This is a genomic window from Massilia sp. CFBP9012 (assembly GCF_034045115.1).
Lineage (GTDB): Bacteria > Pseudomonadota > Gammaproteobacteria > Burkholderiales > Burkholderiaceae_D > Telluria.
Window position 1 is genome coordinate 29,539 of sequence record NZ_JAXCWM010000014.1, and the last position, 25,509, is coordinate 55,047.

The window sequence follows — 25,509 nt, forward strand, 5'->3', positions numbered from 1 at the left end:
CATCCTCGCGCACGCGGCCCGAGTCGTCGTCCCCGCGCAGGCGGGGACCCAAGTTTTTTACCTCATGCCACGATCATGCAATCTGCATTTGCTAATCTTTTACCAAGGCATCACACTCGATGCTTTATTTGCCGTTCGTTTGCCTGGAACCAATGAAAATCTTTACCAAGAAACGCATCGTCATCGCCACCGCCATCCTCGTCGCCGTCGCGACCGCGGCAGTGCTGCTCAAGCCCAAGGACAACGCCGTCCCGCCGTCGAAATACCGCAGCACCGCGGTCGACCGCGGCGCCATCAACCAGACCGTGACCGCCACCGGCACCATCAATCCGGTGGCCCTGATCAACGTCGGCTCGCAGGTCTCGGGCACCGTGGCCGAGCTGCACGCCGACTTCAACGACCGCGTGAAAAAGGGCCAGGTGCTGCTCAAGCTCGAGCCGACCATCTTCAATGCCCAGGTGGCGCAGGCCGACGCCAGCATCGCCTCGGCGCGCGCCAACCTGCAGCTGGCCCAGGCCACCTACAAGCGCAACGAGCAGCTGGTGGCGCAGAATTTCGTCTCCAGCCTGGCGCTCGACCAGTCGCGGCGCGAGATGGACGTCGCCGCCGCCAACCTCAAGCTGGCCCAGGCCCAGTTCGAGCGCGCGCGGGCGGACCTGAACAACAGCGTGATCCGTTCGCCGATCGACGGCGTGGTGATCAAGCGCACCATCGACCTGGGCCAGACTGTAGCCGCATCGTTCAACACGCCGAACCTGTTCCAGATCGCGAACGACCTGACCAAGATGCAGATCGATACCAGCGTGTCGGAGGCCGACGTCGGCCTGCTCAAGGATGGCTTGCCGGCGCGCTTCGTGGTCGACGCCTATCCCGACCGCGAATTCAACGCCACCATGCGCCAGTTCCGCCTGGCGCCAAACGTGGTGCAGAACGTCGTGACCTATAACGTCGTGCTCGACGTCGACAACACCGACGAACTGCTCAAGCCCGGCATGACGGCCCAGGTGCGCCTGGTGGTGGCGAACCGCCCCGACGTGCTGCGCATCCCGACCACGGCGCTGCGCTTCCGCCTGTCCGAAGAAGAGCAGGCGGCCGAGAAGAAGCGCGAAGAAGAAAAGAACAAAGGTGCGGGCAAGGAAATCAAGCAGGTCGCCGCCAGGCCGGCGCCAGCTGCGGCCGCGGCCATCGACGATGTCGCCTTCCGCAGCGACAGCGAGACCGCGCGCATGTTCAAGATTTATAAACTCGACGCGATGAACCAGCCGCAGCCGGTCGACATCCGCGCGGGTCTGTCCAACTTCCGCTACACCGAAGTGCTGTCGGGCGACCTCAAGCCAGGCGACCGCGTGGTGACGCGTGCGCTGGCGCAGCCGGAGAATCAATGAGCGGGCCGCTGATCGATATCCGCGGCGTCACCAAGACCTACGTCAGCGGCAGCGTCGAGACCCCGGTGCTGCACGGCGTCGACATGACGGTGCAGCGCGGCGACTTCGTGTCCATCATGGGCGCTTCCGGCTCCGGCAAGTCGACCCTGATGAACATCCTCGGCTGCCTGGACCAGGCCACCGGCGGCACCTACCTGCTCGACGGCGTCGACACCCGCCTGCTTTCCCGCCCTGCCCTGGCCGACATCCGCAACCGCAAGATCGGCTTCGTGTTCCAGAGCTTTAACCTTATCAAGCGCATGAACCTGGCCGAGAACGTCGCCCTGCCCCTGATCTACGGCGGCGTCTCGCGCGGCAAGGCGCATGCGCGCGCGCTGGCGGAGCTGGAGCGGGTCGGCCTGGGCAATCTTGCGGGCCGCACGCCCAACCAGCTGTCGGGCGGCCAGCAGCAGCGGGTCGCGATCGCCCGCGCGCTGGCGACCGATCCGCCCCTGCTGCTGGCCGACGAGCCGACCGGCAACCTCGACACGCAGACCAGCGACGACATCATGAACAGCTTCGCCCAATTGAACCGCGAGCGCGGCATCACCATCGTCCTGGTGACCCACGAACCGGACATCGCCGCCTGCAGCCGCCGCCTGGTGCGCCTGAAGGATGGGCGGGTGCTGTATGACGGACCGGCGGCCGAAGGCCTGCGCCAGTTCGCGCCCATGGGGACGGGAGTCGCGTCATGAACCCGGTCCAGATCCTGATCGAGTCGTTCCGCTCGATGGCGGCCAACCGCCTGCGCACGGCGCTGACCATGCTCGGCATCGTGATCGGCATCGCCTCGGTGGTGCTGCTGCTGGCGCTGGGCGACAGCATGCAGCGCTTCATCGGCAAGCAGCTGCAGATGCTGGGCACGAATATGGTCTACATCATGCCGGGCGGCGACCGCACGGCGGCGCAACGCGCGCGCGAAGGCAAGGTGGCGGTGCTGACCCAGGGCGATGCCGAAGCGCTGAACGCCCTGCCCAGCCTGACCGGGGCCGCACCCGCGCTGCAGGGCAACTTCAAGGTCAGCGCCGGCAACGAGAACCTGAGCAGCACCGTGCTCGGCGTGACCCCGGACATGTTCACGATCCGCAACTGGCGGGTCGACCAGGGCACGCTGTTCGGCGAGGCCGACGTGCGGGCAAGCGCGCGGCTGGCGGTGATCGGCCAGAAGGTGGCCGACCAGTTCTTCTACCGCGCCGACCCGCTCGGGCGCTACCTGCGCATCGAGAACGTGTCGTTCCAGGTGATCGGCGTGCTGGCCGGCGAAGGCCGCCAGCCCGACGGCACCGACCTGGCGGAACAGATCGTGGTGCCGATCACGGCGGCGAGCGCCCACCTGGTCAAGTCGCCGTTCCCGCAGAACGTCCACTACATCAATGCCCAGGGCCGGCCCGACGGCTCGATGGTCGACGCCATCGAGGATATCAAGGAAGTGATGCGCGACCGCCACCGGATCCGGGTCGACGATCCGGACGACTTCAGGGTGCAGAACCTGAACACCATCGCCGAGACGGCCAACAAGATCACCACGGGCATTGCGCTGCTGCTCGGCCTGATCGGCGCGATCTCCCTGCTGGTGGGCGGGATCGGGATCATGAACATCATGCTGGTGTCGGTGACCGAGCGCACGCGCGAGATCGGCATCCGCATGGCCATCGGCGCCCGGCCGAATGCCGTGCTGCTGCAGTTCCTGGCCGAGGCGGTAGTGATCTGCCTGGCCGGTGGCCTGGTCGGGATCGCGATCGCGGCGGGCGGCGCGGCGCTGATCACCAAGTTCGGAGGCGGCGACTTCGAGGTGTATCTCACCATGTCGGGCATCCTGGTGGCGTGCGGATTCTCGACGGCGGTGGGGGTGTTCTTTGGGTTCTATCCGGCGCGGCGGGCCTCGCGCCTGCTGCCTGTAGATTGCCTGCGTTACGAGTAGTTACGAGTAGGGTGGATGGCGAAGCCATCCACCCTACCGGATGACGACTATTTCTTGATGCTGCGCTTGCGCGGTGTTGCCGGCGCCGTTTCCACGCCATCTCCCTCCCCCGCATGCGCGTGGGTATGCGTCGACATCATCGACTGCATCTGCTCCTCGTCCGCACTCGACATCACGGTCAGCACCTCGGCCTCGTCGCAGCCTTCCGGCGTCAGGTAGGCATGCCCCATGCTCGAATCGAAATAGATCGACTGCCCTTCCCTGAGCACCACCGGATCGTAGAACTCGCTGTGCAGCACCACCGCGCCCTTGAGCACGTAGGTGAATTCTTCTCCCGAGTGATGCACCAGCTGCCCGAACTCCTTGACCGACTTCGCGCGGATGCGCGCGATCACCGGAATCATGCGCTTGCGCCTTAGCTCCGCGCACAGGTAGTGATAGTCATAGTTCGGCGTCTCGACCCGCACCGCCGATTGCAGGTCTCCCAGGCTGCGGCGCGCGGTGACGGGCGGCTCGGCCTCGGCTTCCTCCGCGAACAGTTCCGACATGCGCATGCCCAGCTTTTGGCTCAGCTGGTACAGCTTGTCATAAGTCAGCGTCAGCTGGCCGTGCTCCACCTTCGACAAGGTGGACACCGGGATGCCGCTTTTCACGCTCATTTCCTTCAGCGTCCAGCCCTGGCGGCTGCGCAGGCTGCGGATCAATGCACCGAGTGTTGGGGATTCAGATGTCATAAACCAATTTTTTTATATGTTGACACAGTCTCTGATTAGGAAGATATTTCTCCAATTAGAGAAAAATAACTCGGATCAAGCTTTATTTTATAGGCTGGCCCGGTGGATCGCAAATCAACCGAACGAACAGGGAGAAGGGAGACTCGATGAGATTTCTGAAGATTCTGCTACTTGGCATGCTGTGCTGGAACGCCGGCGCACTTGCCCAGCAGACCACGCAAACGCCCACCTTGCCGCCGCCGCCGATCACCCCGGGTCCGGCCAAGCCTTCTTCCGCCACGCCGCAGACGGCCGTCCAGTCCCCCGCTGCCAGCGGACGTACCCTCGACAAAACCGATCTCGACACCTGGCTCGACGGCTATATGCCGTTCGCGCTCAACACCAGCGACATCCCCGGTGCGGTGATCGTCGTCGTCAAGGATGGCCAGGTCCTGAGCGCGCGCGGCTTCGGCTATGCCGACGTCGACAAGCGCACGCCGGTCGATGGCGAGCGCACGCTGTTCCGTCCCGGCTCGGTCTCGAAGCTGGTGACCTGGACCGCCGTCATGCAGATGGTCGAATGGGGAAAAATCGACCTCGACGCCGACGTCAACACCTACCTCGACTTCAAGATCCCCGAGCGCGCCGGCAAGCCGGTGACGATGCGCGAGATCATGACCCACACGGCCGGCTTCGAAGAGTCGGTGAAATACCTGATCGTCTACGACAAGGGCAACGCCAGGCCGCTGGGAGAACTGCTCAAGGCCTGGATCCCCGAGCGCATCTTCGACGCCGGCACCACGCCCGCCTACTCGAACTACGCCACCTCGCTGGCCGGTTACGTGGTCGAGCGCGTATCGGGCATACCGTTCGACGACTATGTCGAAAAGCAGATCTTCGCGCCGCTGAATATGCGCACCGCCACCTTCCGCCAGCCGCTGCCGGCCGCATTGGAGCCGCTCATGGCCAAGGGCTACAGCAAGCCGGGCGAGCCGTCGCTCGGCTTCGAGATCGTCAATTCGGCGCCGGCCGGCGCACTGTCGGCCAGTGGCCTGGACATGGCCAACTTCATGATCGCGCACCTGGCTGGCGGCCAATTCAACGGCCAGCGCATCCTGTCCGCCGCCACCGCGAAGACGATGCACGACAGCCCGCTCGACAGGATCGGCAAGTCCACGCTGCTGCCCCCGCTCAACCGCATGGAGCTGGGCTTCTTCGAGACCAACGTCAACGGCCGCGACGTGATCGCCCACCTGGGCGACACCGAGGGTTTCCACAGCTCGCTGCACCTGTACATGGACGACGGCGTGGGCCTGTACCTGTCGGTCAACAGCGGCGGCCGCGCCGGCGCGTCCAATACGCTGCGCAGCGCCGTGTTCCAGGATTTCTCGGACCGCTACTTCCCCACCACCCTCCCCGCCGACGGCCGCGTGCCCGAGGCCGAGGCCAAGCGCCATGCAGAGATGATGACCGGTTCCTGGGAAAGCACGCGCCGCTCCGAATCGAACTTCTTCGCCGTGTTCAACCTGCTGGGCCAGGTGAAGGTCACGCTCGACGACAAGGGCAACCTGGTGGTGCCGGCCCTGCTCGGACCGAACGGCCGCCCGCGCGAATGGGTCGAGATCGCGCCCTTCGTGTGGCGCGACAAGAACGGCGAAGACCGTCTCGCGGCCCAGCTTGAAAACGGTCAGGTGGTGCGCTGGAGCATGGACTTCATGTCGCCCTTCATGGTGTTCGACCGCGTCCCGGCCGGCAAGGACGGCGCCTGGCTGATCCCGGCCGCCTGTGTCGCCGCCGCGGTGCTGCTGTTCGCCGTGCTGGCCATGCCGGGTGGCTGGATCGTGCGCCGCCGCTACAAGCTGCAGCACACGCTGGACAAGCCGGCGCGCCAGGCGGCGCTCGCCACCCGTCTTTCGGCGCTGGCCATCCTGGCGGTGCTGGCCGGCTGGGGCGGCGTCGTGACGGCCTTCGAGTCGACCCTGGAAAACGCGACCTCCCCGCTCGACCCATGGCTCTGGCTCCTGCAGATCGGAGGCCTCTTCGCCTTCGTGGCGGCGCTGGCCTGTGGCGTACGCAACCTGCAACTGGCCTTCAAAGAACCGGGACGCCTGCGCAAGTTCTGGAGCGTGCTGTACCTCCTGTCCGCGCTGCTGCTGGCCTACGTGGCCCTGCGCGGCGGTCTTCTTTCCATGACGGTGAACTACTGATGGCCCGCCTGACGATCTCGGTCGCGACCGAAAAGCTGCAACTCCTCAAACCATTCCGCATCTCGGGCCATGTGTTCGAGGCCTTCGAGGTGGTGGTGGTCACCCTGGGCGACGGCCGCCACCGGGGCCGCGGTGAAGCCTGCGGCGTCTACTACCTGGGCGACAATGCGGCCCACATGCTGTCCGCGCTCGATGGCGCCAGCGCCGCCATCGCCGCCGGTCCCACACGCGAAGAGCTGCGCGCCATCCTGCCTCCGGGCGGCGCGCGCAATGCGGTCGATTGCGCGCTGTGGGAACTCGACGCGGCGCGCGCCGGCGTGCCGGTGTGGCAGCTGGCCGGCAAGGCGGCGCCCAGGCCCTTGCGCACCACCTTCACGCTCGGCGCCGATACGCCGAAAGCGATGGCGACGACGGCCCTCGATTACGCCCAGGCCCACGCCATCAAGATCAAGCTGACCGGCGAGCTCGATCTAGACCTGGAACGGGTGGCGGCGGTGCGCGCCGCGCGGCCCGACGCCTGGCTCGGAGTGGATGGCAACCAGGGCTTCGTGGCCGGCCAGCTCGACGCCCTGATCGCCGGCTTGCAGGTCCAGGACGTGCGCCTGCTCGAACAGCCGCTGGCGCGCGGACACGAGGCCGAGCTGGAAGGCTTGCGCTCGCCGATCCCGCTGGCGGGCGACGAGAGCATCCTGTCGCTGCGGGACGTCGCCTCCGCCGTCGGCCGCTACGACGTGGTCAACATCAAGCTCGACAAATGCGGCGGGCTGACCGAAGGCTTGCTGATGGCACAGGAAGCACGGCGCCTCGGCCTCGGTGTCATGGTCGGTAATATGGGCGGCTCGAGCCTGTCCATGGGCCCCAGCTTCGTGCTGGGCCAGGAATGCGACATCGTCGACCTGGACGGCCCGATCTTCCTGGCCAACGACCGCCGTCCCGGTGTCGAGTACGTCGATGGCGATGTCTGGTCCGGCCCCGAAGTCTGGGGCGGGCAAGCCCCAATTGCCGGATTCACCTCCCGATGAGCGCCGGCATGCAAGCCGATGCCACCTGGTTCGGCCATCCGCGCGGGCTGACGATCCTGTTCCTGACCAATATGTGGGAACAGTTTTCGTACTACGGCATGCGCGCGCTGCTGGTCTACTTCATGACCAAGGAACTGCTGCTGGCCCAGACCCAGGCCTCGTTCATCTATGGCGCCTACACGGCGGCGGCCTACTTCACGCCGATCCTGGGCGGGGTGCTGGCCGACCGCTGGCTCGGCAAGCGGCGCGCCATCATCATCGGCGCCTCGATCATGGCGGCGGGGCACTTCATGATGACCTTCGACACGCTGTTCTACGTCGCGCTGGCCACCATCGCCCTCGGCAACGGCCTGTTCCTGCCATCGCTCCCGAGCCAGGTCGGCGACCTGTACAGGCATGGCGACGCCCGCCGCGGCTGGGCCTTTAATGTGTATTACGTCGGCGTGAACATCGGCGGCTTCCTGGCGCCGCTGATCTGCGGCACGGTCGGCGAGCTGTATGGCTGGCACTACGGCTTCGGCCTGGCCGGCATCGGCATGCTGCTCGGCCTCGTCGTCTACGTCGCCGGACAGCGCTACCTGCCGCCGGAGACACCGCGCACGCAGGCGGCCGGCGCTCCTGCCCCGCGCGGGCTGGGTCGCGAAACCGTGCTGGTCCTGGTAGGCATCGGCCTGGCGGTGACGGTGTTCCGCGCCGCCTACGAGCAGGTCGGCAACACGGTGGCCCTGTGGGCCGACAGCGGCGTCGATCGCACCCTGGGCGACTGGACCATCCCGATGACCTGGTTCCAGTCCCTCAACCCGCTGTTCGTGATGCTGCTCACGCCGCCGCTGCTGGCTTACTGGCACCGCCGGGCAGCCGCCGGCGTCGATCAGGCGCCGCTGCGGCGCATGGCTTGCGGCGCACTGATCGTGGCCGGCGCCTACCTGGTGCTGGCCACCGCCGGCTGGCGCGCGGACGGCGCCGCCACCGGCTGGATCTGGCTGGTGCTGTTCTTCCTGGTGCTGACGATCGGCGAGCTGTTCATCCTGCCCACCGGACTGGGGCTGTTCGCCCGGCTGGCGCCGCGCCACCTGGGCAGCACCACGGTCGCGGCCTGGTTCCTGGTCACCTTCGCCGGCAGCCTGTCGGCCGGCCTGGTGGGCAGCTTGTGGAGCCGCTTCGAACCCGGCTCCTTCTTCGCCCTGCTGGCGGCATTGGCCACTGTCGCCGCCGGCCTGCTGTGGCGGCTCAACGGTCCGATGCAGCACGCGGACCGGCTGCATACCGGCGGCGGCGTCGCCGGCGCCAACGCTTAGAGCCTATCCCGGTAGGTGGGGGGAAGCTCATGGCGATGCATGGCGGGCGTGGGCAAGGCGCGAGGAGGCAGCATGGCTGGCCATGCAACGACGAGCAACGCAGCACACGCTTGCCAGGCGCGTCAGGAGCGACTCCCACCTGCCGGGATAGGCTCTTAATGTCCCTGAAACGATAACGAGAAACAGGAGAGAACCACATGGCATTTCCCACGCCAAGAAAAGCAGCAGGCAGCATCGTCCTGACATCCATGGCGCTCGCGGTATCGGGCGCCTGGGCCGCCGGACAGGAACAACAGCGCCAGCGCGATGACGTCCAGCAGGTTGTCGTGACCGCCCAGAAGCGCGCACAAACCATGGTCGACGTGCCGCAGTCGATGTCGGTGGTCGGCGGCGACGCGCTGGAAAAACACCAGGCCACCGGCTTTGCCGACTACCTGAAACTGGTGCCGAGCCTGCAGCTGGTGCAGAGCACCCCGGGCGAAGGCCGGCTGGTGCTGCGCGGCCTCGATACCGGCGGCGTGGCCTCGACGGTCGCCGTGTACCTGGACGAGACGCCGTTCGGCTCGAGCAGCGGCCTGGCCAACGGCGCGATCCTGGCCGGCGACTTCGATACCTTCGACCTGGCGCGGGTCGAGGTGCTGCGCGGCCCGCAGGGCGCGCTGTACGGCGCCAGCTCGCTCGGCGGCCTGGTGAAGTTCGTGACCAATGCGCCGGACTTCGACGGTTTCGCCATGCGCGCCCGCATCGGCGCCGCATCGGTCGACGGCGGCGGCGTCTCGTACCGCACGAACCTGGTGGTGAATACCCCGATCAGCGAGACGCTCGCCGCGCGCGCCTCGGTCTCGTACCAGAAGGAGCCCGGCTTCATCGACTCGATCGGCACCGCCGGCTCGGACCTGGCCAGGGACATCAACAAGGCCGAGAACTATGGCGGCCGCGCCTCGCTGCTGTACAAGCCGCACAAGGACTTCGACCTGCGCCTGACGGCGGTCGCGCAGAACATCGCCACCGACGCGCCCAGCATGGTGGAAAGCGATCCAGATACCCTCGAAACGCTCTACGGTCGTCCGACCCAGTCGCAATTCGTGCCGCAGATGCGCGACATCCACTACCGTGTCTTCAACGGCACCGCCAACTGGAACCTGGGCAGCGCCAGCCTCACCTCATCGACCAGCTACAGCACCCAGAAGCAGTACGCGCGCGAAGACGTCACGTTCAATCTGAGCCAGTTTGTCGAAGACAACCTGGGCGTGCCCAATGAGCTGTACATGGGCATGGAACTGGAGGTCAAGAAGTTCACGCAAGAGCTGCGCCTGAGTTCCAACGGCGGCGGCCGGGTCGACTGGCTGGCCGGCCTGTACTACACCGACGAGGAAGGCGACCTGGCCCAGCGCTACCACGCCCTGGTGCCGGGCACGATGACGCCCGCCTCCGGCCTGCCGATGCTGGCCGACGTGAAACTGGGCTCGAACTACCGCGAGGTCGCGGCCTTCGCCAACACCACCATCCACCTGAACCCGGTGTACGACCTCGATATCGGCGGCCGCTACAGCCACAACAAGCAGGACGCACACCAGCTCGGCGACGGCGTGCTGACCAGCCCGGCCGACAACCGCGCGGAATCGTCGGAAGACGTGTTCACCTATGCCGTCTCGCTCAAGCGCAAGTTCAGCGAACGTACCGCCGTGTACGCGCGCGCCGCCAAGGGCTTCCGTCCCGGCGGGCCGAACGTGCTGCCCCCGAACGCCCCGCCCGGCACGCCGACCAGCTACGAGTCCGACAGCGTGATGAGCTACGAGGCCGGCCTCAAGACCCAGAGCGACGATGGCCGCTGGTCGCTCGACCTGTCGGCCTTCCACATCAAGTGGAAGGACATCCAGCTGCTGGCGAACGTGAACGGCTTCGGCATCAACGCCAATGGGGCCGGCGCGACCGCCGACGGGGTGGAGATCAGCGCCGGCTGGCGTCCGCTCCAGGGACTGCGCCTGTCGGCCAACGGCGCCTGGAACAAGGCGCGCCTGGACGACGACACCGACCCGGTGCTGGTCGGCGGCTACAAGGGCGACCGCCTGCCGTTCTCGCCGAAGTACACGGCGGCGCTGCTGGCCGACTATCGCTGGACCATCGGCGACACCACGCCCGCCTTCGCCGGCGCCTCGGTGCGACGCATGGCCGGACAACACGCCAGCTTCGATCCCGACTACCGCGTGGCCAACGGCCGCCAGCGCGAGATCCCGTCGTATAACGTGGTCGACGCCTATGCCGGCCTCGAACTGGGCAACTGGACCGTCGAGGTATTCGGCAAGAACCTGGGCAATAGCGACGGCAAGCTCTCGACGGCCGAGCTCATGCCGAACGGGATGTTCGCCTATCCAAACGGCGCCCTCGGCACCGGCGTGATCGCGCCGCGCACCGTCGGCTTCACCCTGACCCGGGAGTATTGATGCCTTCAGCACTGGAAAACCGCAGCGTCGACCGCTGCCTGCTGTTCCTCGGCGACGTCACCGAACCGGGCTTCGCCAAGACCGCCTTCGGCCTGCGCGACTGGGCGCGCGAACGTTGCGTCGGCGAGCTGCGCCTGCCGCAAGCCACCGTCTCGGCCGGCCTACCGTCGCTCACTTGCGAGCAGGCGGCAGCGCAAGGCGCGAGCGCGCTGGTGATCGGCGTGGCGGCGCCCGGCGGAGGCATCCCCGATGCCTGGGTGCCGGCGCTGGCCGCCGCGCTCGATGCCGGCCTGGACATCGTCTCGGGCATGCACGTGCGCCTCGACGCCCTGCCCACCTTGCGTGAGGCCGCAGCCCGCAGCGGCCGGCGCCTGGTCGACGTGCGCACGCCGCCGGCCGACATTCCGATCGCCACCGGCCTGCCGCGCAGCGGCCGCCGCATCCTGACGGTCGGCACCGACTGCGCGCTGGGCAAGAAGTACACGGCGCTGGCATTGAGCCGCGGCCTGGCCGCGCGCGGCGTCGACGTGAGCTTCCGCGCCACCGGCCAGACCGGCATCATGATCGCCGGCAGCGGCATGCCGATCGACGCCGTGGTCTCGGACTTCGTGGCCGGCGCCGCCGAAATCCTCAGCCCCGCCGCGGCGCCCGGCCACGTCGACGTGATCGAGGGCCAGGGTTCGCTGTTCCATCCGGCCTTCGCCGGCGTCTCGCTGGGCCTCTTGCACGGCAGCCAGCCCGATATGTTCGTGGTCTGCCACGATCCGCGGCGCGATCACCTGCTCGGCTATCCTGCGTCACCGCTGCCGTCGATCGAGACCGTGATCGCGCAGACCATCGCGCTGGGCCGGGTGACCAATCCCGCGATCCGCTGCGTGGGCGTGGCCCTGAACACCGGCGGCATGGACGCACAGACGGCCGAGGCTGAAATTGCTGCCTATGCCGCGCGCTTGCCGTATCCTGTCGCCGATCCGATGCGCGGTGGCCCCGCCTTCGAACGCCTGCTCGACGCCTGCCAGGAGACACCATGAAGTCCACGCTTTCCCTGCCGCTTTCCCTGCTGCTGGCCCTCGCCTGCGCACCCGCGCTGGCGGCGCCCCCAGCCGATTTCGAAGCCCGCGCCGAGCTGCTCCGCCAGCGCATCGGCGTGCCGGGCCTGGCGATCGCGATCGTCGAAGACGGCAAGACCACATTGGCGCGCGGCTTCGGCGTGCGCCAGCTTGGTGCGCCGGCGGCGGTCGATGGCGACACCCTGTTCCCGACCGGCTCCACCGGCAAGGCGATCACGGTGGCGGCGCTGGCCACGCTGGTTGACGATGGAAAAATCAAATGGGACGACAAGGTGACCGAACACCTGCCGGGCTTCCAGATGTACGACCCATGGGTGACGCGCGAGATCACGATCCGCGATCTGCTGACCCACCGCAGCGGCCTTGGCTACGGGGCCGGCGACCTGCTGTTCGTCCCGCGCAGCAAGCTCTCGCGCGCCGAGACCGTGCACCGCGTGCGGTTCCTAAAACCCGCCACCAGCTTTCGCAGCACCTATGCCTATTCGAACCTGATGTATGTGGTGGCCGGCCAGCTGATCGAGCAGGTCAGCGGCAAGACCTGGGAAGACTACACCCGCGAGCACGTGCTGCGCCCTGCCGGGATGACGGTATCGACCACCCACAATCTCGATAACTTCGCGACCGCGAACCGCGCCTATCCGCACGCCCGGATGAATGGCGGCCTGCGCGGCGCGGGCGACCAGGTGCGGCTCGACGAGCGCGACGACCTGGGACGCAACGCGGCCCCGGCCGGCGGCATCGCCAGCAGCGCCAACGACCTGGCGCGCTGGCTGCACACACTGCTCGGCGCCGGCGCCACGCCCGAAGGCAAGCGGGTGTTTAGCGCCGCGACCCACGAGCAGATGTGGACGCCATCGATGCCGATGCCCACCGGGCCGATGCCGCCCGAGCTCAAGTTGATCGAATCGAAGCTGTCGAGTTATGGCCTGGGCTGGGACCTGATGGACTATCGCGGCGCGCGCATGATCTGGCACGGCGGCGCGGTGTTCGGCTTCGGCACCGCCGTGGTACTGCTGCCGGAGCAGAACGTGGGCTTCGCCATCGCCATCAACAGCGAAGATGGAGAACTGGTGCGCGGCCTGATGTACGAGCTGGCCGACCACTACCTGGGTAAACCACAGGCCGACTGGCCCGCGACCTTCCAGGCCTACAAGGCGAAAAAGGTCAAGCAGGGACTCGATCTTGTGCAAGCCAGGCAGGCCAAGCCGGTGAAATCCACGCCGTCGCTGCCGCCGGCAAGCCTGGTGGGCGAATATGCCGATCCCTGGTATGGCAAGCTTGCGATCACCCAGGAAAAGAGTGGATTGCGGGTCGACTTCACCTCGACCCAGCGCATGGCGGGCCGGCTCGAGCACTGGCAGTACGATACCTGGATCACCCGCTTCGACGACCCTGCGCTGGAACCGGCCTACCTCAGCTTCTCCTTCGACAAGGATGGCAAGGTGGGCGGCATCAAGCTCGCGCCGGTGTCGCCGATCGCCGATTTCAGCTGGGATTATGCGGACCTGAACTTCACCCCGATCAAGACGACCGAATGAAAAAGACCACGACTGCCAGCCTCACCCTCGCTTCCTTGTTCGCGCTCGCCGGATGCGCCGCGCCCGGCGGCGCGCCGCAGATCGATGAGACGCACCGCCGCCTGCTCACGCTCGACGCCCACCTCGACACCCCGGTGCACTTCGGCCGCGCGGGCTGGGACTTTGGCGCCCGCCACGATCCCGCTGTCGAAGTCGCCCAGGTCGACCTGGGGCGCATGCGCGAAGGCAGTCTCGACGGCGGCTTCTTCGCCATCTTCACCGACCAGGGGCCGTTGACGCCCGAGGGCTATGCGGCGGCGCGCGCCCATGCGCTGGCGCGCTCGCAGCAGATCGACACGACGCTGGCGCGCCATGCCGACCGCATTGGCGTGGCCACCACGGCTGCCGAAGCGCGTCGCCTCGACGCCGCCGGCAAGCTGGTGGCGTTCAAGAGCATCGAGAACAGCTATCCGCTGGGCGACGGCGCCGCGGCGATGACGGCGCTGGCCCACTTCCAGCGCCAGGGCGTGCGCCTGGCCGGCATCGTCCACAGCAAGAACAACCAGTTTGCCGATTCGTCGACCGACAAGCCAACGTGGAACGGCCTATCGCCGCTGGGGCGCGACTGGGTGCGCGAGATGAACCGGCTGGGCATGGTGATCGACGCCAGCCATGCCTCGGACGCCACGGTCGACCAGATGCTGGCCTTGTCCGCCTCCCCGCTGCTGCTGTCGCACTCGAGTTCCCGCACCAGCTACGATCACCCGCGCAATATCGACGATGCGCGCATCCGCAGGATCGCGGCCGGCGGCGGCGCGATCTGCGCCTCCACCATCTACCTGAGCGAACTGAAAATGGGGCCGCAGCGCGCGGCGCTGTTCGACCGGCTCGAACACATCGGCACGCTGGCGCCGGCCGGGCAAGCCGCGTTGAGCCGCAAGTGGCTGGCGCTCGATGCGGTCGAACCCTTGTGGCAGACCAGCTTCGAACAATACATCGCCTCGCTCAAGCACCTGATTGCGGTGGCCGGCATCGATCACGTGTGCATGGGCGCCGACTTCGACGGCGGCGGCGGCCTTGCGGGACTGGACAATGTGGCGCACCTGCCGCGCATCACGGAACGCCTGAAGGCCGATGGCATGACGAATGCCGACCTGGCCAAGCTATGGAGTGGCAACCTGCTGCGGGTACTTGAAGCGGCGGAAAACGGCGCGTCGCTGTAAGCCTTTGTCGAAAATTTGTTAAAAATCGATTGCGGCCATATATATGGTGGCGATATAAATCTATACCAAAATTATATTGAATATTCAATAACTCTAATATGTAAGTGTTATTGACCGTTAGTTTCCATGCACTGTTTTGTTTCCCGATTGCAACATATCGGGCATCAAACATACTTTTGGGTTTCCTCTGCTTAGCGACAACGTGTACTTTTGACCGGATCAGATAACGCCCTCCCAACGTTACATCCTGCGATTTGACAAGTCACAAGGCTCTTCGTCCTCGGAACTGGAAACCATGAAAATCAAAGATCTCAATATCGGCATCCGCCTCGGCGGCGCCTTTGCCGTCATCCTCGCCATGATGGTCATCATGCTGGGCACCGCGCTATGGCAACTGAAGCACATCACCGCCGCCAAGGAAGCCATGGCGTCGGCCACCGAGAAGGCCAAGCTGGCCCAGGAAATGCGCGCCGGCATCATCACCAACGCCGTCAGCACGGTGGCAAAGATCCGGGCCATCGACCCGGCCGACGAAAAGTCGTATGAAGAGGGCATGAAGGCGATCAGCAAGCGCGCCGGCGAGCTGCAAAAAATCTTCGAGGAAGTGATCGTCAGTGCCGACGGCAAGGTGGTGCTGGCGGCGCTGGTCGAACAACGCGCCAAGTACAGCGCGGTGCGCAACCAGGCCTACAAGATGAAGACCGATCTCGGGGCCGGCAATCCGGAACTGCTGGCTTTCCTCGACACCAAGGTCATGCCCGAGATGCGCGCCTATACCGAAGCCGCCGGCAAGCTGGCCGACTTCCAGGAAAAGATGGCCGCCGACGCCAACGCGAGCATCGACGCCATCGGCGCCTCGGTGCAGCGCACCCTGACCCTGATCGGCGTCGCCGCGGTCGCCATTGGCGCCCTGTTCGGCTGGCTGCTCACCCGCAGCATTACCCATCCGCTGGCACGCGCCGTCGGCCTGGCCCAGCAAGTGGCGTCGGGCGACCTGACCGCCGACATCCACGTCGATTCGCGCGACGAACTGGGCACCCTGACGGCAGCGCTCAAGACCATGAACGAAAGCCTGCTCAAGACCGTCACCGCGGTGCGCGCCGGCACCGAGACCATCGTCACCGCATCGCAGGAAATCGCCTCCGGCAACCTCGACCTGTCGTCGCGCACCGAGGAGCAAGCCAGCTCACTGGAAGAAACCGCCTCGTCGATGGAAGAGCTGACCGGAACCGTGCGCCAGAATGCCGACAACGCGCGCCAGGCCAATGTGCTGGCCAAGAACGCTTCCCAGATCGCCTCGCACGGCGGCGCAGTGGTGTCGCAGGTAGTGTCGACAATGGCGTCGATCAACGAATCGTCGAAGAAGATCGGCGACATCATCGCCGTCATCGACGGCATCGCCTTCCAGACCAATATCCTGGCGCTCAACGCCGCCGTGGAAGCGGCGCGCGCCGGCGAGCAGGGCCGCGGCTTCGCGGTGGTGGCGAGCGAGGTGCGCAACCTGGCGCAGCGCTCGGCCGGTGCGGCCAAGGAAATCCGCGGCCTGATCACCGACTCGGTGGCCAAGGTCGACGCCGGTGGCCGCCTGGTCGACGAGGCCGGCACGACGATGCAAGAGATCGTGGATGGCATCACGCGCGTGACCGACATCATGTCCGAGATCGCCTCGGCCAGCGCCGAGCAGACCGTCGGCATCGAGCAGGTCAATGAAGCCATCACCCAGATGGACAGCGTGACCCAGCAGAATGCCGCGCTGGTCGAAGAAGCAGCGGCCGCAGCCGGCTCGCTGCAGGAACAGGCAGCCGCGCTGGCACAGATCGTGAGCGTGTTCAAGGTTGGCGATGAGAATGCGGTCCGCAGCGCCCGTCGCGCGCCAGCAGGCGGCGCGCTGGTCGTGCGCACGCCGCAGGCTGGCGGTCGCCGCGTCGAGCGCACCGTGCAGGCGGAAGTGGAAGAAGACGCGATCGCCTGATCCCGGCCTGTCACACCGGTCGCGGCGGCCCACCATCTGTGTGGTCGCCGCGCCAACAAACGATATCAATCGCTCACCGCCTCATATCGTTCCGCTACTTTTCTGTTCCCTCCTAGCAACAAGCATGGAAATTTGTGGACACCCGGTAGTCCACACTCCGCGATCCGTGCTTATCCTTGATGTAGAGCAATGAAATCTCACACAATGTCACACCCGTGACCTCACGTGGGATGACCGGCCACCTCGTCATTGGAACAGGAGACACAATGAAAATCAGCGACCTCAAGATTGGAATCCGACTCGGCGGCGCATTCGCCGCCGTCCTCGCCCTCGTGGCCGTCATGCTCGTCAGCGCGCTGTGGCAACTCAACCGCATTGCCGAGGCCAAGACCGTGATGGCGGACGCTGGGCTCAGCGTCAACCTCGCCCAGCAGTGGCTGCGCGGTATCGAGGGCAACGCCGTGCGCACCCGCGCCAAGGCCACCAGCGCCGATCCGGCCGAGGAAGCGCACTACGACGCCGAGATGAAGAAGACCAGCGCCGGCGTCTCCGCCACGCAGAAGCGGCTCGAGGCGATGGTCGACACCGATCAGGGCAAGGCGCTGATGGACGCTGTCGCCAGCCAGCGCAGCCGCTATACCGGCTTGCGCGACGAGGGTTTCAAGCGCAAGGCGGCGCTGGGCGCCGGGGATCCCGAGGTCCAGGTATTCTTCCGCGACAAGGTGATGCCCGAAGTCGACAAATACGTCGCGTCGGTCCAGGCGGTCGTCGCCTTTGAGGAGTCGCTGTCGGCCGAGGCCGAGGCCAATATCGACGCACTGAATGTCTCGGCCAGGCAGGTCCTGACGGCGCTCGGCGTGAGCGCGCTCGCGATCGGCGCCCTGTTCGGCTGGCTGCTCACCCGCAGTATCACGGTGCCGCTGGGCCACGCCGTGGTGCTGGCGCGCCAGGTCGCCGCGGGCGACCTGACCGCCCGCATCGACGTGGCCTCGCGCGATGAAGTCGGCCAGCTCCTCGCCGCCCTCAAGAGCATGAACGATAGCCTGCTCAAGACCGTCACCGCGGTGCGCGCCGGCACCGAGACCATCGTCACCGCGTCGCAAGAAATCGCCACCGGCAACCTCGACCTGTCGTCGCGCACCGAGGAGCAGGCCAGTTCGCTGGAAGAAACCGCGTCCTCGATGGAGGAACTGACCAGCACCGTGCGCCAGAACGCGGACAATGCGCGCCAGGCCAACGTGCTGGCCAAGAACGCGTCGCAGATCGCCGCGCACGGCGGCGACGTCGTGTCGCAGGTGGTGTCGACCATGGCCTCGATCAACGAATCGTCGAAGAAGATCGGCGACATCATCGCCGTCATCGACGGCATCGCCTTCCAGACCAATATCCTGGCGCTCAACGCCGCCGTGGAAGCGGCGCGCGCCGGCGAACAGGGGCGCGGCTTCGCGGTCGTGGCGAGCGAAGTGCGCAACCTGGCGCAGCGCTCGGCCGGCGCGGCCAAGGAGATCCGCGGCCTGATCACCGACTCGGTGGCCAAGGTCGACGCCGGCGGCCGCCTGGTCGACCAGGCCGGCGCGACGATGCAGGAAATCGTCGAAGGCATCACGCGCGTGACCGACATCATGTCCGAGATCGCCTCGGCCAGCGCCGAGCAGACCGTCGGCATCGAGCAGGTGAACGAAGCCATCACCCAGATGGACAGCGTGACCCAGCAGAACGCCGCGCTGGTGGAAGAAGCGGCCGCCGCCGCGGCGTCGCTCGAGGATCAGGCGGCCACGCTGGCGCGGTTGGTGAGCGTATTCAAGGTCGACGACGGCGGCGCCCAGTGCCATGTTGCACGCAACGCACGTCCGACGGGCGCGGGCCAGGCGCTGGCGGTGCGCGGTGCATCCGATCGCACCCGGCCAGCAACCGGCCAAACGAAAATTAACGAAACTATCGAATCCGTTCTTAATTAGTTCGTTTTATTACGTATTTGCTTAAATATCCTTTCGAATATTGATTGTAAACACAAAAGAGGTTGATTTAACGAAGTGGGGTGATTAGTATTTACGCACCATCACCCACTGGAGACACCTTTGAAACACTTCGAAGCCTTCCTCAAATTGACGGCCCCGGCCGCCGCAGCCGCGTGCCTGCTGGTCTCGACGCAACTGGCGCATGCCGCCGTCATCACGGTTGCGCCGGGCCAGTCGATCCAGACCGCGGTCAATGCCGCCGTCGCTGGCGATACGGTCCGTGTGCTGCCAGGAACCTACACGCAGAAAGTGCTCGTCTCAGGAAAGTCCGGTACGGCCGGCGCACCCATCCTGATCAAGGCCGATCCAGGCGTCGTCCTGCGCGGCGGCACCGGTGTGACACCCTCGGGTCGCCAGGGCCTGATCACGATCCGCAACTCGAATTACGTGCGCGTCGAGGGATTCGAGGTCACCGCATTCACGACCAGCAGCGTGAGCGCGTCGCCGGTCGGCATCCTGGTCGAAGGGAACGGGAGCAACCTGCAGATCGTCGGCAACAAAATCCATGGCATCAAGCATACGAGCACCTGCACGCAGGACGATGGGGATGCGTGCTGGGTCGGCGCCCATGGCCTGGCCGTGTTCGGCACCAATGCCACCGGCATCACCGACTTGCTCGTGCAAGGCAACGAGGTCTATCAGAACGTGTTGCAGTCCAGCGAGGCACTGGTACTCAACGGAAATATCGACCGTTTCGAAGTCCTGGATAACTACGTGCACGACAATAACAATATCGGACTCGATTTCATCGGTTTCGAGGGCGAGTGCAACTGCGGCGACAAGGATCGCGCGCGCAACGGCATCGTGAAGAACAACCGCGCGGTGAACAACTCGAGCAAGACCAATCCCTGGTATATGAACGTGGGCTCGGCAGCCGGCTTCTACGTCGATGGCGGCCGCTACATCGTCTTCGACGGCAACACGTCGAGCGGCAACGATCTCGGTTTCGAGTTCGCCAGCGAACATGCCGGCAAGGCGACCGAGGACATCGTGATGTCGAATAACTTCGTGTACAAGAACCGTGAAGTGGGGCTGACGATCGGCGGCTACAATGCAAGCGTCGGCTCGGCGCGCCGCATCCATGTGCACAATAACTCGTTCTACAAGAACAAGGGCTGGGGCACCGAGATCGTGTTCCAGCATAAGGTGATCGACTCGCGCCTCTCCAACAACATCTTCTTCGGCACCGGTCCCGCCGCCGACAATTATGGGAACTACGGCAGCGGCCATAGCGGCAATGTGTGGGGAACCAACCTGTGGTGGGGCACGAACGCCAGCGGCGGCAGCCTGCCGGGCGTGCGTGTGCTTGCCAATCCACGCTTCATCGCGCCGGACAGCGGCGACCTGAACCTGCAGGCGACCTCGCCCGCCATCGGTGTGGGCGCGACGAGCGTCGCATTGACGAGCTGGACCTCGCCGCTGTGGAGCCGCTACTTCGCCGGCGGCGCCATTGCCGTCAACGGCGTCACCGACATCAACGGCCAGGCGCGCATCGAAGGCACGATCGACCTCGGCGCCGACGAATACGGCTCCGCGCCGGCGGTGAAGAAGTAGCGGATCCGGGGGCGGTCATCGCCCCCTCCTCGAGCCCCGGCAGCGGCCGTCCAGCGCTCTGCCGGGCAAGGCTCTTTCGATCTCACAGTCAGGTCGGCTTCATTCAGGCCGGCTTCATTCTCACTGCCAGCCAGCGCGCCGGGCCGCGGTGCAGGTTGGCGCGATCGCCCGGCGCGCGCAGGAAGCCCGCCAGCACGCGTTCGAACAGCGCCAGACTGTCGCGGTAGCGCTGCTGGCGCATGGCGCCGGGTTTTCTCAGGAATTTCAGCACGAAATAATCGGCGAGAAGATCGCCCTGGGCTTCCATATTGTAGTCGGCCAGGGTGGCGCCTTCACACAGCGTATAGCCGTAGGACAGGCCGATGCGAAAGGCCCCGCGCAGCCGCACCGGATAGCCCAGCTGGTGCTGCCAGACGTGCACCATCTCGTGCATGAACCAGTGGATTGCCGGCGGATCGCCGCGCGCGTAGTCGGGCAGGAAGCAGGACGGGTGAAAATAGATGCTGCCGTTCGGCGTCATCGCGCAGTTGCGCGGCTGGAACGGCATATAGCGCCGGTTGTACACGCGTACCCGGCGGTAATCGATGGCGTCGCCGAACAGCAGCGACGCCATCGCCGTTTCGCCCTCGCTCAGGGGGCGAAAACAGACCCGGGGGCGCGATCGCAGCATGCGATCATCCTGCCATCAAGCCGCGCGCAGCGCCGCCGCAGCCTTGGCCAGCTCGGTGATATGCGCCCAGTCGCCGGCTGCGATCGCATCCTTCGGGGTCAGCCACGAGCCGCCGACACAGGCCACGTTCTTGCAGGCCAGGAATTTCGGCGCGGTCTCGATCGAGATGCCGCCGGTCGGGCAGAAGGTCACGTCCGGCAGCGGGCCGCCGATGGCGTTGAGCATGCCGACGCCGCCCGCCGGCACCGCCGGGAACAGCTTCAGTTGCCTGAATCCCTGCTCGCGCGCCGCCATCACTTCGGACGGCGTCATCACCCCCGGCAGCAGCGGCAGGCCGCTCGACTTGGCCGCGTCGATCAGCGCCTGGGTCAGGCCCGGCGACACGCCGAACACCGCGCCGGCGTCGCGCGAGGCGGCGAATTCTTCCGGCTGGGTCAGTGTGCCGACGCCAACGATGGCGCCTTCGACCTGGCTCATGGCGCGGATCGCGCCCAGGCCGTGTTCGGTACGCAGGGTCACTTCGAGCACGCGGATGCCGCCCGCAACGAGAGCTCGGGCAAGTGGCACGGCGTGGTCGGGGTCGTCGATGGCGATGACGGGGATGACGCTCGCCGAGCGCATGATCTCAAGCAGGTTCATTGGTTGGCTCATTGGGTGGCTCACTTGGTGGTCTTGAAAAGATGGTCTTCGTCGGAGCCGGGCATGATGTCACCGGCGTCAATGCCTTCGTGCAGCGGCACGACGGTCTGCTTCGGCGAAGGCAGCGGGAAAGTGGCAGCCCCCTCCTCCGCCGCGCTGATCGAATTGCGGAACATGGAAAACAGTTCGCGGCCCATGCCGATGTGGCTCGAAGTCAGGTCTGCGGTGGCCTGCTCGCGCTGCGCCCAGACGTCGGCCGGCACCAGCGCCTCCATGGTGCCGGTATTGGCGTCGACACGGATCATGTCGCCGTCGCGTACCAGGCCCAGCGGACCGCCGGCCAGGATCTCGGGCGACACGTGGATGGCCGCTGGCACCTTGCCGGACGCACCCGACATGCGGCCGTCGGTGACCATTGCCACCTTGAAGCCGGCATCCTGCAGATTGGCCAGCGCCGGGGTCAGCGCGTGCAGCTCCGGCATGCCGTTGGCGCGCGGGCCCTGGAAGCGGACCACGGCCACGAAGTCGCGGTTCAGCTTGCCGTCTTTATAGGCGTGCATGAAGTCTTCTTGCGAATCGAAGGTCAGCGCCGGGGCTTCCACCGAATAATGCTCTTTCTTGACCGCCGAGACTTTCATCACCGCGCGGCCCAGATTGCCCTTCACCAGCACCATGCCGCCGTTGTTGTTGAACGGGTTGGTGGCCGGACGCAGGACATTCTCGTCGCCGCTCACCGGGGTGGCGTCGCGGAACACGACCTTGCCGTCTTCGCCCAGGAATGGCTCTTTACAGTGGTTGCGCAAGCCATGGCCGAGGATGGTGTTGACGTCCTCGTGCGCCAGGCCGGCGTCGAGCAGTTCGCGGATCACGAAGCCCGGGCCGCCCGCGGCCTGGAAGTGATTGACGTCGGCATCGCCGTTCGGATAGATGCGGGTCAACAGCGGCACCACTTTCGACATCTCGTCGAAATCGTTCCAGTCGATCACGATGCCGGCCGCGCGCGCGATCGCCACCAGGTGCAGCGTGTGGTTGGTCGAGCCGCCGGTGGCGTGCAGCGCGGCGATGGCGTTGACGATGCTTTTCTCGTCGACGATGCGGCCGATCGGCATGTAGTCGCCGCCCTGCTGGGAGATCGCGACCGCGCGGTGGGCGGCGGCGGCGGTGAGCGCATCGCGCAGCGGCGTGCCCGGCGTGATGAAGGCCGATCCCGGCAGGTGCAGGCCCATGACCTCCATCAGCATCTGGTTGCTGTTGGCGGTGCCGTAGAAGGTACAGGTGCCGGCGCCGTGGTACGAAGCCGACTCGCCTTCGAGCAGTTCTTCGCGGGTGGCCTCGCCCTTGGCGTAGCGCTGGCGGATCGCGGCTTTCTCTTTGTTCGAGATGCCGGTAGTCATTGGGCCGCCCGGCACGAAGATGCCCGGGATGTGGCCGAAGTGCAGCGCGCCGATGAGCAGGCCTGGCACGATCTTGTCGCAGATGCCCAGGTACAGGGCGGCGTCGAACATATTGTGCGACAAGCCGACCGCGGTCGCCATGGCGATGGCGTCACGCGAGAACAGCGACAGTTCCATGCCCGGCTGGCCTTGGGTCACGCCATCGCACATGGCCGGCACGCCACTGGCGAACTGGGCCACGGCGCCGACTTCGCGCACGGCTTCCTTGATCACTTTCGGGAAATACTCGAACGGCTGATGCGCCGACAGCATGTCGTTATAGGAAGAAACGATGGCGACCGACGGCTCCTTGTGCTCGCGCAGCTTCAGCTTGTCGTTGGCCGGGAAGGCGGCAAAGCCGTGGGCCAGGTTGGTGCACGACAGCGCGCCGCGCTGGACGCCCTTGATGCGGGCCGCTTCGAGATGTTCGAGATAGGCTGCGCGCGAGCGCTTGCTGCGCCCGATGATGCGGTTGGTGACCTGTTCTACTACGGGGTGGAGCGCCATGTTCGTTCCTTCCTGAATTTAGTATCTGAAATTTTACTACAGATCGGTACGCCGCGCTCATCTCAGCCCTGGTTCTCTATGAGAAAAGACTGGTCGAGCGGCGCCACATGATGGGGAGAAGCAGCCTGTAAATTGAGTACGCGCTGTTTTTTGTAGTGAATTTACGCGCAGATGCTTGTATTATTCGATAATCTATTATTGCCAACATTGTGCCACGCACCCCGACCCCATGCGCCAGCCTCCTTTGACCAGTACCGCCAGCTTCCAAGCCCTCGCCCAACACGCCGACGCCGCCAGGACGTGGCAGATGCGCGAGCTGTTCGCCGCCGATCCCGATCGCTTCGAGCGTTACTCCGACGAGGCCGCAGGCCTGTTCCTAGACTATTCAAAAAATCGCCTCGACGGGCGCACGCTTGAATTGCTCGTGCAGCTGGCGCGCGAGCGCGGCCTCGATGCGCGCCGCGATGCGATGTTCGCCGGCGAAAAGATCAACAACACCGAGAACCGCGCGGTGCTGCACACCGCCCTGCGCGCGCCGCGCGGTGCGACCTTGGTGGTCGACGGCCAGGAAGTCAATGCCGACATCCACGCCGTGCTCGACCGCGTAAAGACCTTCACCGATGCCGTGCGCAGCGGCGAGTGGCTGGGCCATACCGGCAAGCCGATCACCGACATCGTCAATATCGGCATCGGCGGCTCGGACCTCGGCCCCAAGATGGTGGTGCTGGCCCTGCGCCACTATGCGCACCCGCGCCTCTCCATGCACTTCGTGTCGAACGTCGACGGCCACGACATGGATGCGGCGCTGGCCCAGGTCGATCCCGAGACCACGATGTTCATCGTGGCCTCCAAGACCTTTACTACGGCGGAAACCATGATGAACGCGCAGACCGCGCGCGCCTGGTTCCTGCAGCATGCATCTGAAGAGGCATTGGCGAAACACTTCGTCGCCGTGTCCACGAACACTGAGGCGATCAAGACCTTCGGCATCGACCCGGCGAACATGTTCCCGTTCTGGGACTGGGTCGGCGGCCGCTATTCGGTGTGGTCGGCGATCGGCTTGCCGGTGGCGCTGGCCGTGGGCTTCGGCTACTTCAATGACTTCCTGGCCGGCGCCCACGAGCTGGATGAACACTTCCGCACTGCGCCGCTCGAGCAGAACCTGCCAACGCTGCTGGCCCTGGTCGGCTTCTGGAACCGCCAGTTCCTCGACTGCGCCTCGGTGTCGATCGCGCCCTATCATCAAGACCTGAACCGTTTCCCGGCCTACCTGCAGCAGCTCGACATGGAAAGCAACGGCAAGCGCGTGACCCGCGACGGCCAGCCGGTCGATACGCCAACCTGCCCGGCGATCTGGGGCGAGTGCGGCACCAATGGCCAGCACGCCTACTTCCAGCTGCTGCACCAGGGCACCGACGTGACGCCGATGGACTTCATTGCCGCCCTGCGCCCGGCCCACGAGATGGACAACCACCACACCGCCCTGCTGGCCAACTGCTTCGCCCAGTCGGAGGCCTTCATGAAGGGCAAGACGGCGGACGAAGTGCGCGCCGACCTGCAGGCCCAGGGCCTGGCGCAGGAAGAAATCGAGCGTCTCACGCCGCACAAGACCTTCCCCGGCAACCGTCCGAGCAACACCATCCTGATGGAGCGCCTGACGCCATCGACCCTGGGCGCGCTGATCGCGCTGTACGAGCACAAGACCTTCGTGCAGGGCGTACTGTGGGATGTCAACAGTTTCGACCAGTGGGGCGTTGAGTTAGGTAAAGTGCTGGCGAAGAAGATCGAAGCCGAGCTGGCCGGCGAACCCGCGCCAGCCCAGCACGACAGTTCTACGAACGGCCTGATCGCCCGCGCCAAAGCGGCCTTCTGAACCT

The 25,509-nt window shown here is 65.9% G+C and carries 18 protein-coding genes; 14 read left to right on the top strand and 4 right to left on the bottom strand.

The annotated features are described in order from the left end of the window. The first annotated feature begins 152 nt into the window (after positions 1-152). The 3 genes from SOM61_RS21350 to SOM61_RS21360 are packed head-to-tail and all read left to right on the top strand — an operon-like array spanning position 153 to position 3,345. Positions 153-1,385, top strand: coding sequence for an efflux RND transporter periplasmic adaptor subunit (locus SOM61_RS21350; RefSeq protein ID WP_320475942.1), 1,233 nt, complete (start codon positions 153-155; stop codon positions 1,383-1,385). Beyond that, positions 1,382-2,119: an ABC transporter ATP-binding protein gene (locus SOM61_RS21355; protein WP_320475943.1), complete on the top strand. Its 738-nt coding sequence runs from the start codon at positions 1,382-1,384 to the stop codon at positions 2,117-2,119. The genes SOM61_RS21350 and SOM61_RS21355 overlap by 4 nt, the downstream gene beginning before the upstream one ends. Beyond that, positions 2,116-3,345 (top strand): ABC transporter permease, encoded by a 1,230-nt coding sequence (locus tag SOM61_RS21360; protein ID WP_320475944.1) that lies wholly within the window; start codon positions 2,116-2,118, stop codon positions 3,343-3,345. Before SOM61_RS21355 ends, SOM61_RS21360 begins: the two co-directional genes overlap by 4 nt. A 47-nt stretch (positions 3,346-3,392) precedes the next feature. On the opposite strand, the gene SOM61_RS21365 is transcribed toward SOM61_RS21360, so the two are convergent. Further along, positions 3,393-4,079, bottom strand: a complete 687-nt coding sequence (locus tag SOM61_RS21365) for a helix-turn-helix domain-containing protein (protein ID WP_320475945.1) — start codon at positions 4,077-4,079, stop codon at positions 3,393-3,395. Between the two features lie 146 nt (positions 4,080-4,225). Between SOM61_RS21365 and SOM61_RS21370 the strand changes: the two genes are divergently transcribed. The 10 genes from SOM61_RS21370 (at position 4,226) to SOM61_RS21415 (ending at position 20,383) form a co-directional block, all read left to right on the top strand. After that, positions 4,226-6,265 (top strand): serine hydrolase domain-containing protein, encoded by a 2,040-nt coding sequence (locus SOM61_RS21370; protein ID WP_320475946.1) that lies wholly within the window; start codon positions 4,226-4,228, stop codon positions 6,263-6,265. Continuing rightward, positions 6,265-7,287 carry a dipeptide epimerase gene (locus SOM61_RS21375; RefSeq protein WP_320475947.1) on the top strand — a complete coding sequence of 341 codons (1,023 nt, stop codon included), beginning with the start codon at positions 6,265-6,267 and terminating at the stop codon, positions 7,285-7,287. Before SOM61_RS21370 ends, SOM61_RS21375 begins: the two co-directional genes overlap by 1 nt. Positions 7,288-7,295: 8 nt before the next feature. Beyond that, positions 7,296-8,585 (top strand): peptide MFS transporter, encoded by a 1,290-nt coding sequence (locus tag SOM61_RS21380; RefSeq protein ID WP_320475948.1) that lies wholly within the window; start codon positions 7,296-7,298, stop codon positions 8,583-8,585. Between the two features lie 197 nt (positions 8,586-8,782). Then, positions 8,783-11,029 (top strand): TonB-dependent receptor, encoded by a 2,247-nt coding sequence (locus SOM61_RS21385; protein WP_320475949.1) that lies wholly within the window; start codon positions 8,783-8,785, stop codon positions 11,027-11,029. Further along, positions 11,029-12,060 carry an N-acetyltransferase DgcN family protein gene (locus tag SOM61_RS21390; protein ID WP_320475950.1) on the top strand — a complete coding sequence of 344 codons (1,032 nt, stop codon included), beginning with the start codon at positions 11,029-11,031 and terminating at the stop codon, positions 12,058-12,060. Before SOM61_RS21385 ends, SOM61_RS21390 begins: the two co-directional genes overlap by 1 nt. Next, entirely contained in the window at positions 12,057-13,637 is a 1,581-nt protein-coding gene (locus SOM61_RS21395) for a serine hydrolase (RefSeq protein ID WP_320475951.1), read from the top strand. Before SOM61_RS21390 ends, SOM61_RS21395 begins: the two co-directional genes overlap by 4 nt. After that, positions 13,634-14,839: a dipeptidase gene (locus SOM61_RS21400; protein ID WP_320475952.1), complete on the top strand. Its 1,206-nt coding sequence runs from the start codon at positions 13,634-13,636 to the stop codon at positions 14,837-14,839. The genes SOM61_RS21395 and SOM61_RS21400 overlap by 4 nt, the downstream gene beginning before the upstream one ends. A gap of 295 nt (positions 14,840-15,134) precedes the next feature. After that, entirely contained in the window at positions 15,135-16,811 is a 1,677-nt protein-coding gene (locus tag SOM61_RS21405) for a methyl-accepting chemotaxis protein (RefSeq protein ID WP_320475953.1), read from the top strand. Positions 16,812-17,077: 266 nt separating this feature from the next. Then, positions 17,078-18,769, top strand: coding sequence for a methyl-accepting chemotaxis protein (locus SOM61_RS21410; protein WP_320475954.1), 1,692 nt, complete (start codon positions 17,078-17,080; stop codon positions 18,767-18,769). Between the two features lie 120 nt (positions 18,770-18,889). Continuing rightward, the gene (locus tag SOM61_RS21415) at positions 18,890-20,383 is read left to right on the top strand and encodes a right-handed parallel beta-helix repeat-containing protein (RefSeq protein ID WP_320475955.1); all 1,494 of its coding nucleotides are present in this window, start codon (positions 18,890-18,892) and stop codon (positions 20,381-20,383) included. A gap of 103 nt (positions 20,384-20,486) precedes the next feature. On the opposite strand, the gene SOM61_RS21420 is transcribed toward SOM61_RS21415, so the two are convergent. From SOM61_RS21420 to edd, 3 genes are read right to left on the bottom strand one after another with little or no spacing between them, the layout of a single operon-like run. Then, on the bottom strand, positions 20,487-21,053 hold the full coding sequence (locus SOM61_RS21420) for a Rhs element Vgr protein (RefSeq protein WP_320475956.1): 567 nt from the start codon (positions 21,051-21,053) through the stop codon (positions 20,487-20,489). A 15-nt stretch (positions 21,054-21,068) separates the two neighbouring features. Further along, entirely contained in the window at positions 21,069-21,692 is a 624-nt protein-coding gene (gene eda / locus SOM61_RS21425) for a bifunctional 4-hydroxy-2-oxoglutarate aldolase/2-dehydro-3-deoxy-phosphogluconate aldolase (RefSeq protein WP_320475957.1), read from the bottom strand. A gap of 20 nt (positions 21,693-21,712) precedes the next feature. Further along, positions 21,713-23,632, bottom strand: coding sequence for a phosphogluconate dehydratase (gene edd, locus SOM61_RS21430; protein ID WP_320475958.1), 1,920 nt, complete (start codon positions 23,630-23,632; stop codon positions 21,713-21,715). 229 nt (positions 23,633-23,861) lie between these two features. On the opposite strand from edd, the gene pgi reads away from it, so the two are divergent. Next, the gene (gene pgi, locus SOM61_RS21435) at positions 23,862-25,505 is read left to right on the top strand and encodes a glucose-6-phosphate isomerase (RefSeq protein ID WP_320475959.1); all 1,644 of its coding nucleotides are present in this window, start codon (positions 23,862-23,864) and stop codon (positions 25,503-25,505) included. Positions 25,506-25,509: the final 4 nt, after the last annotated feature.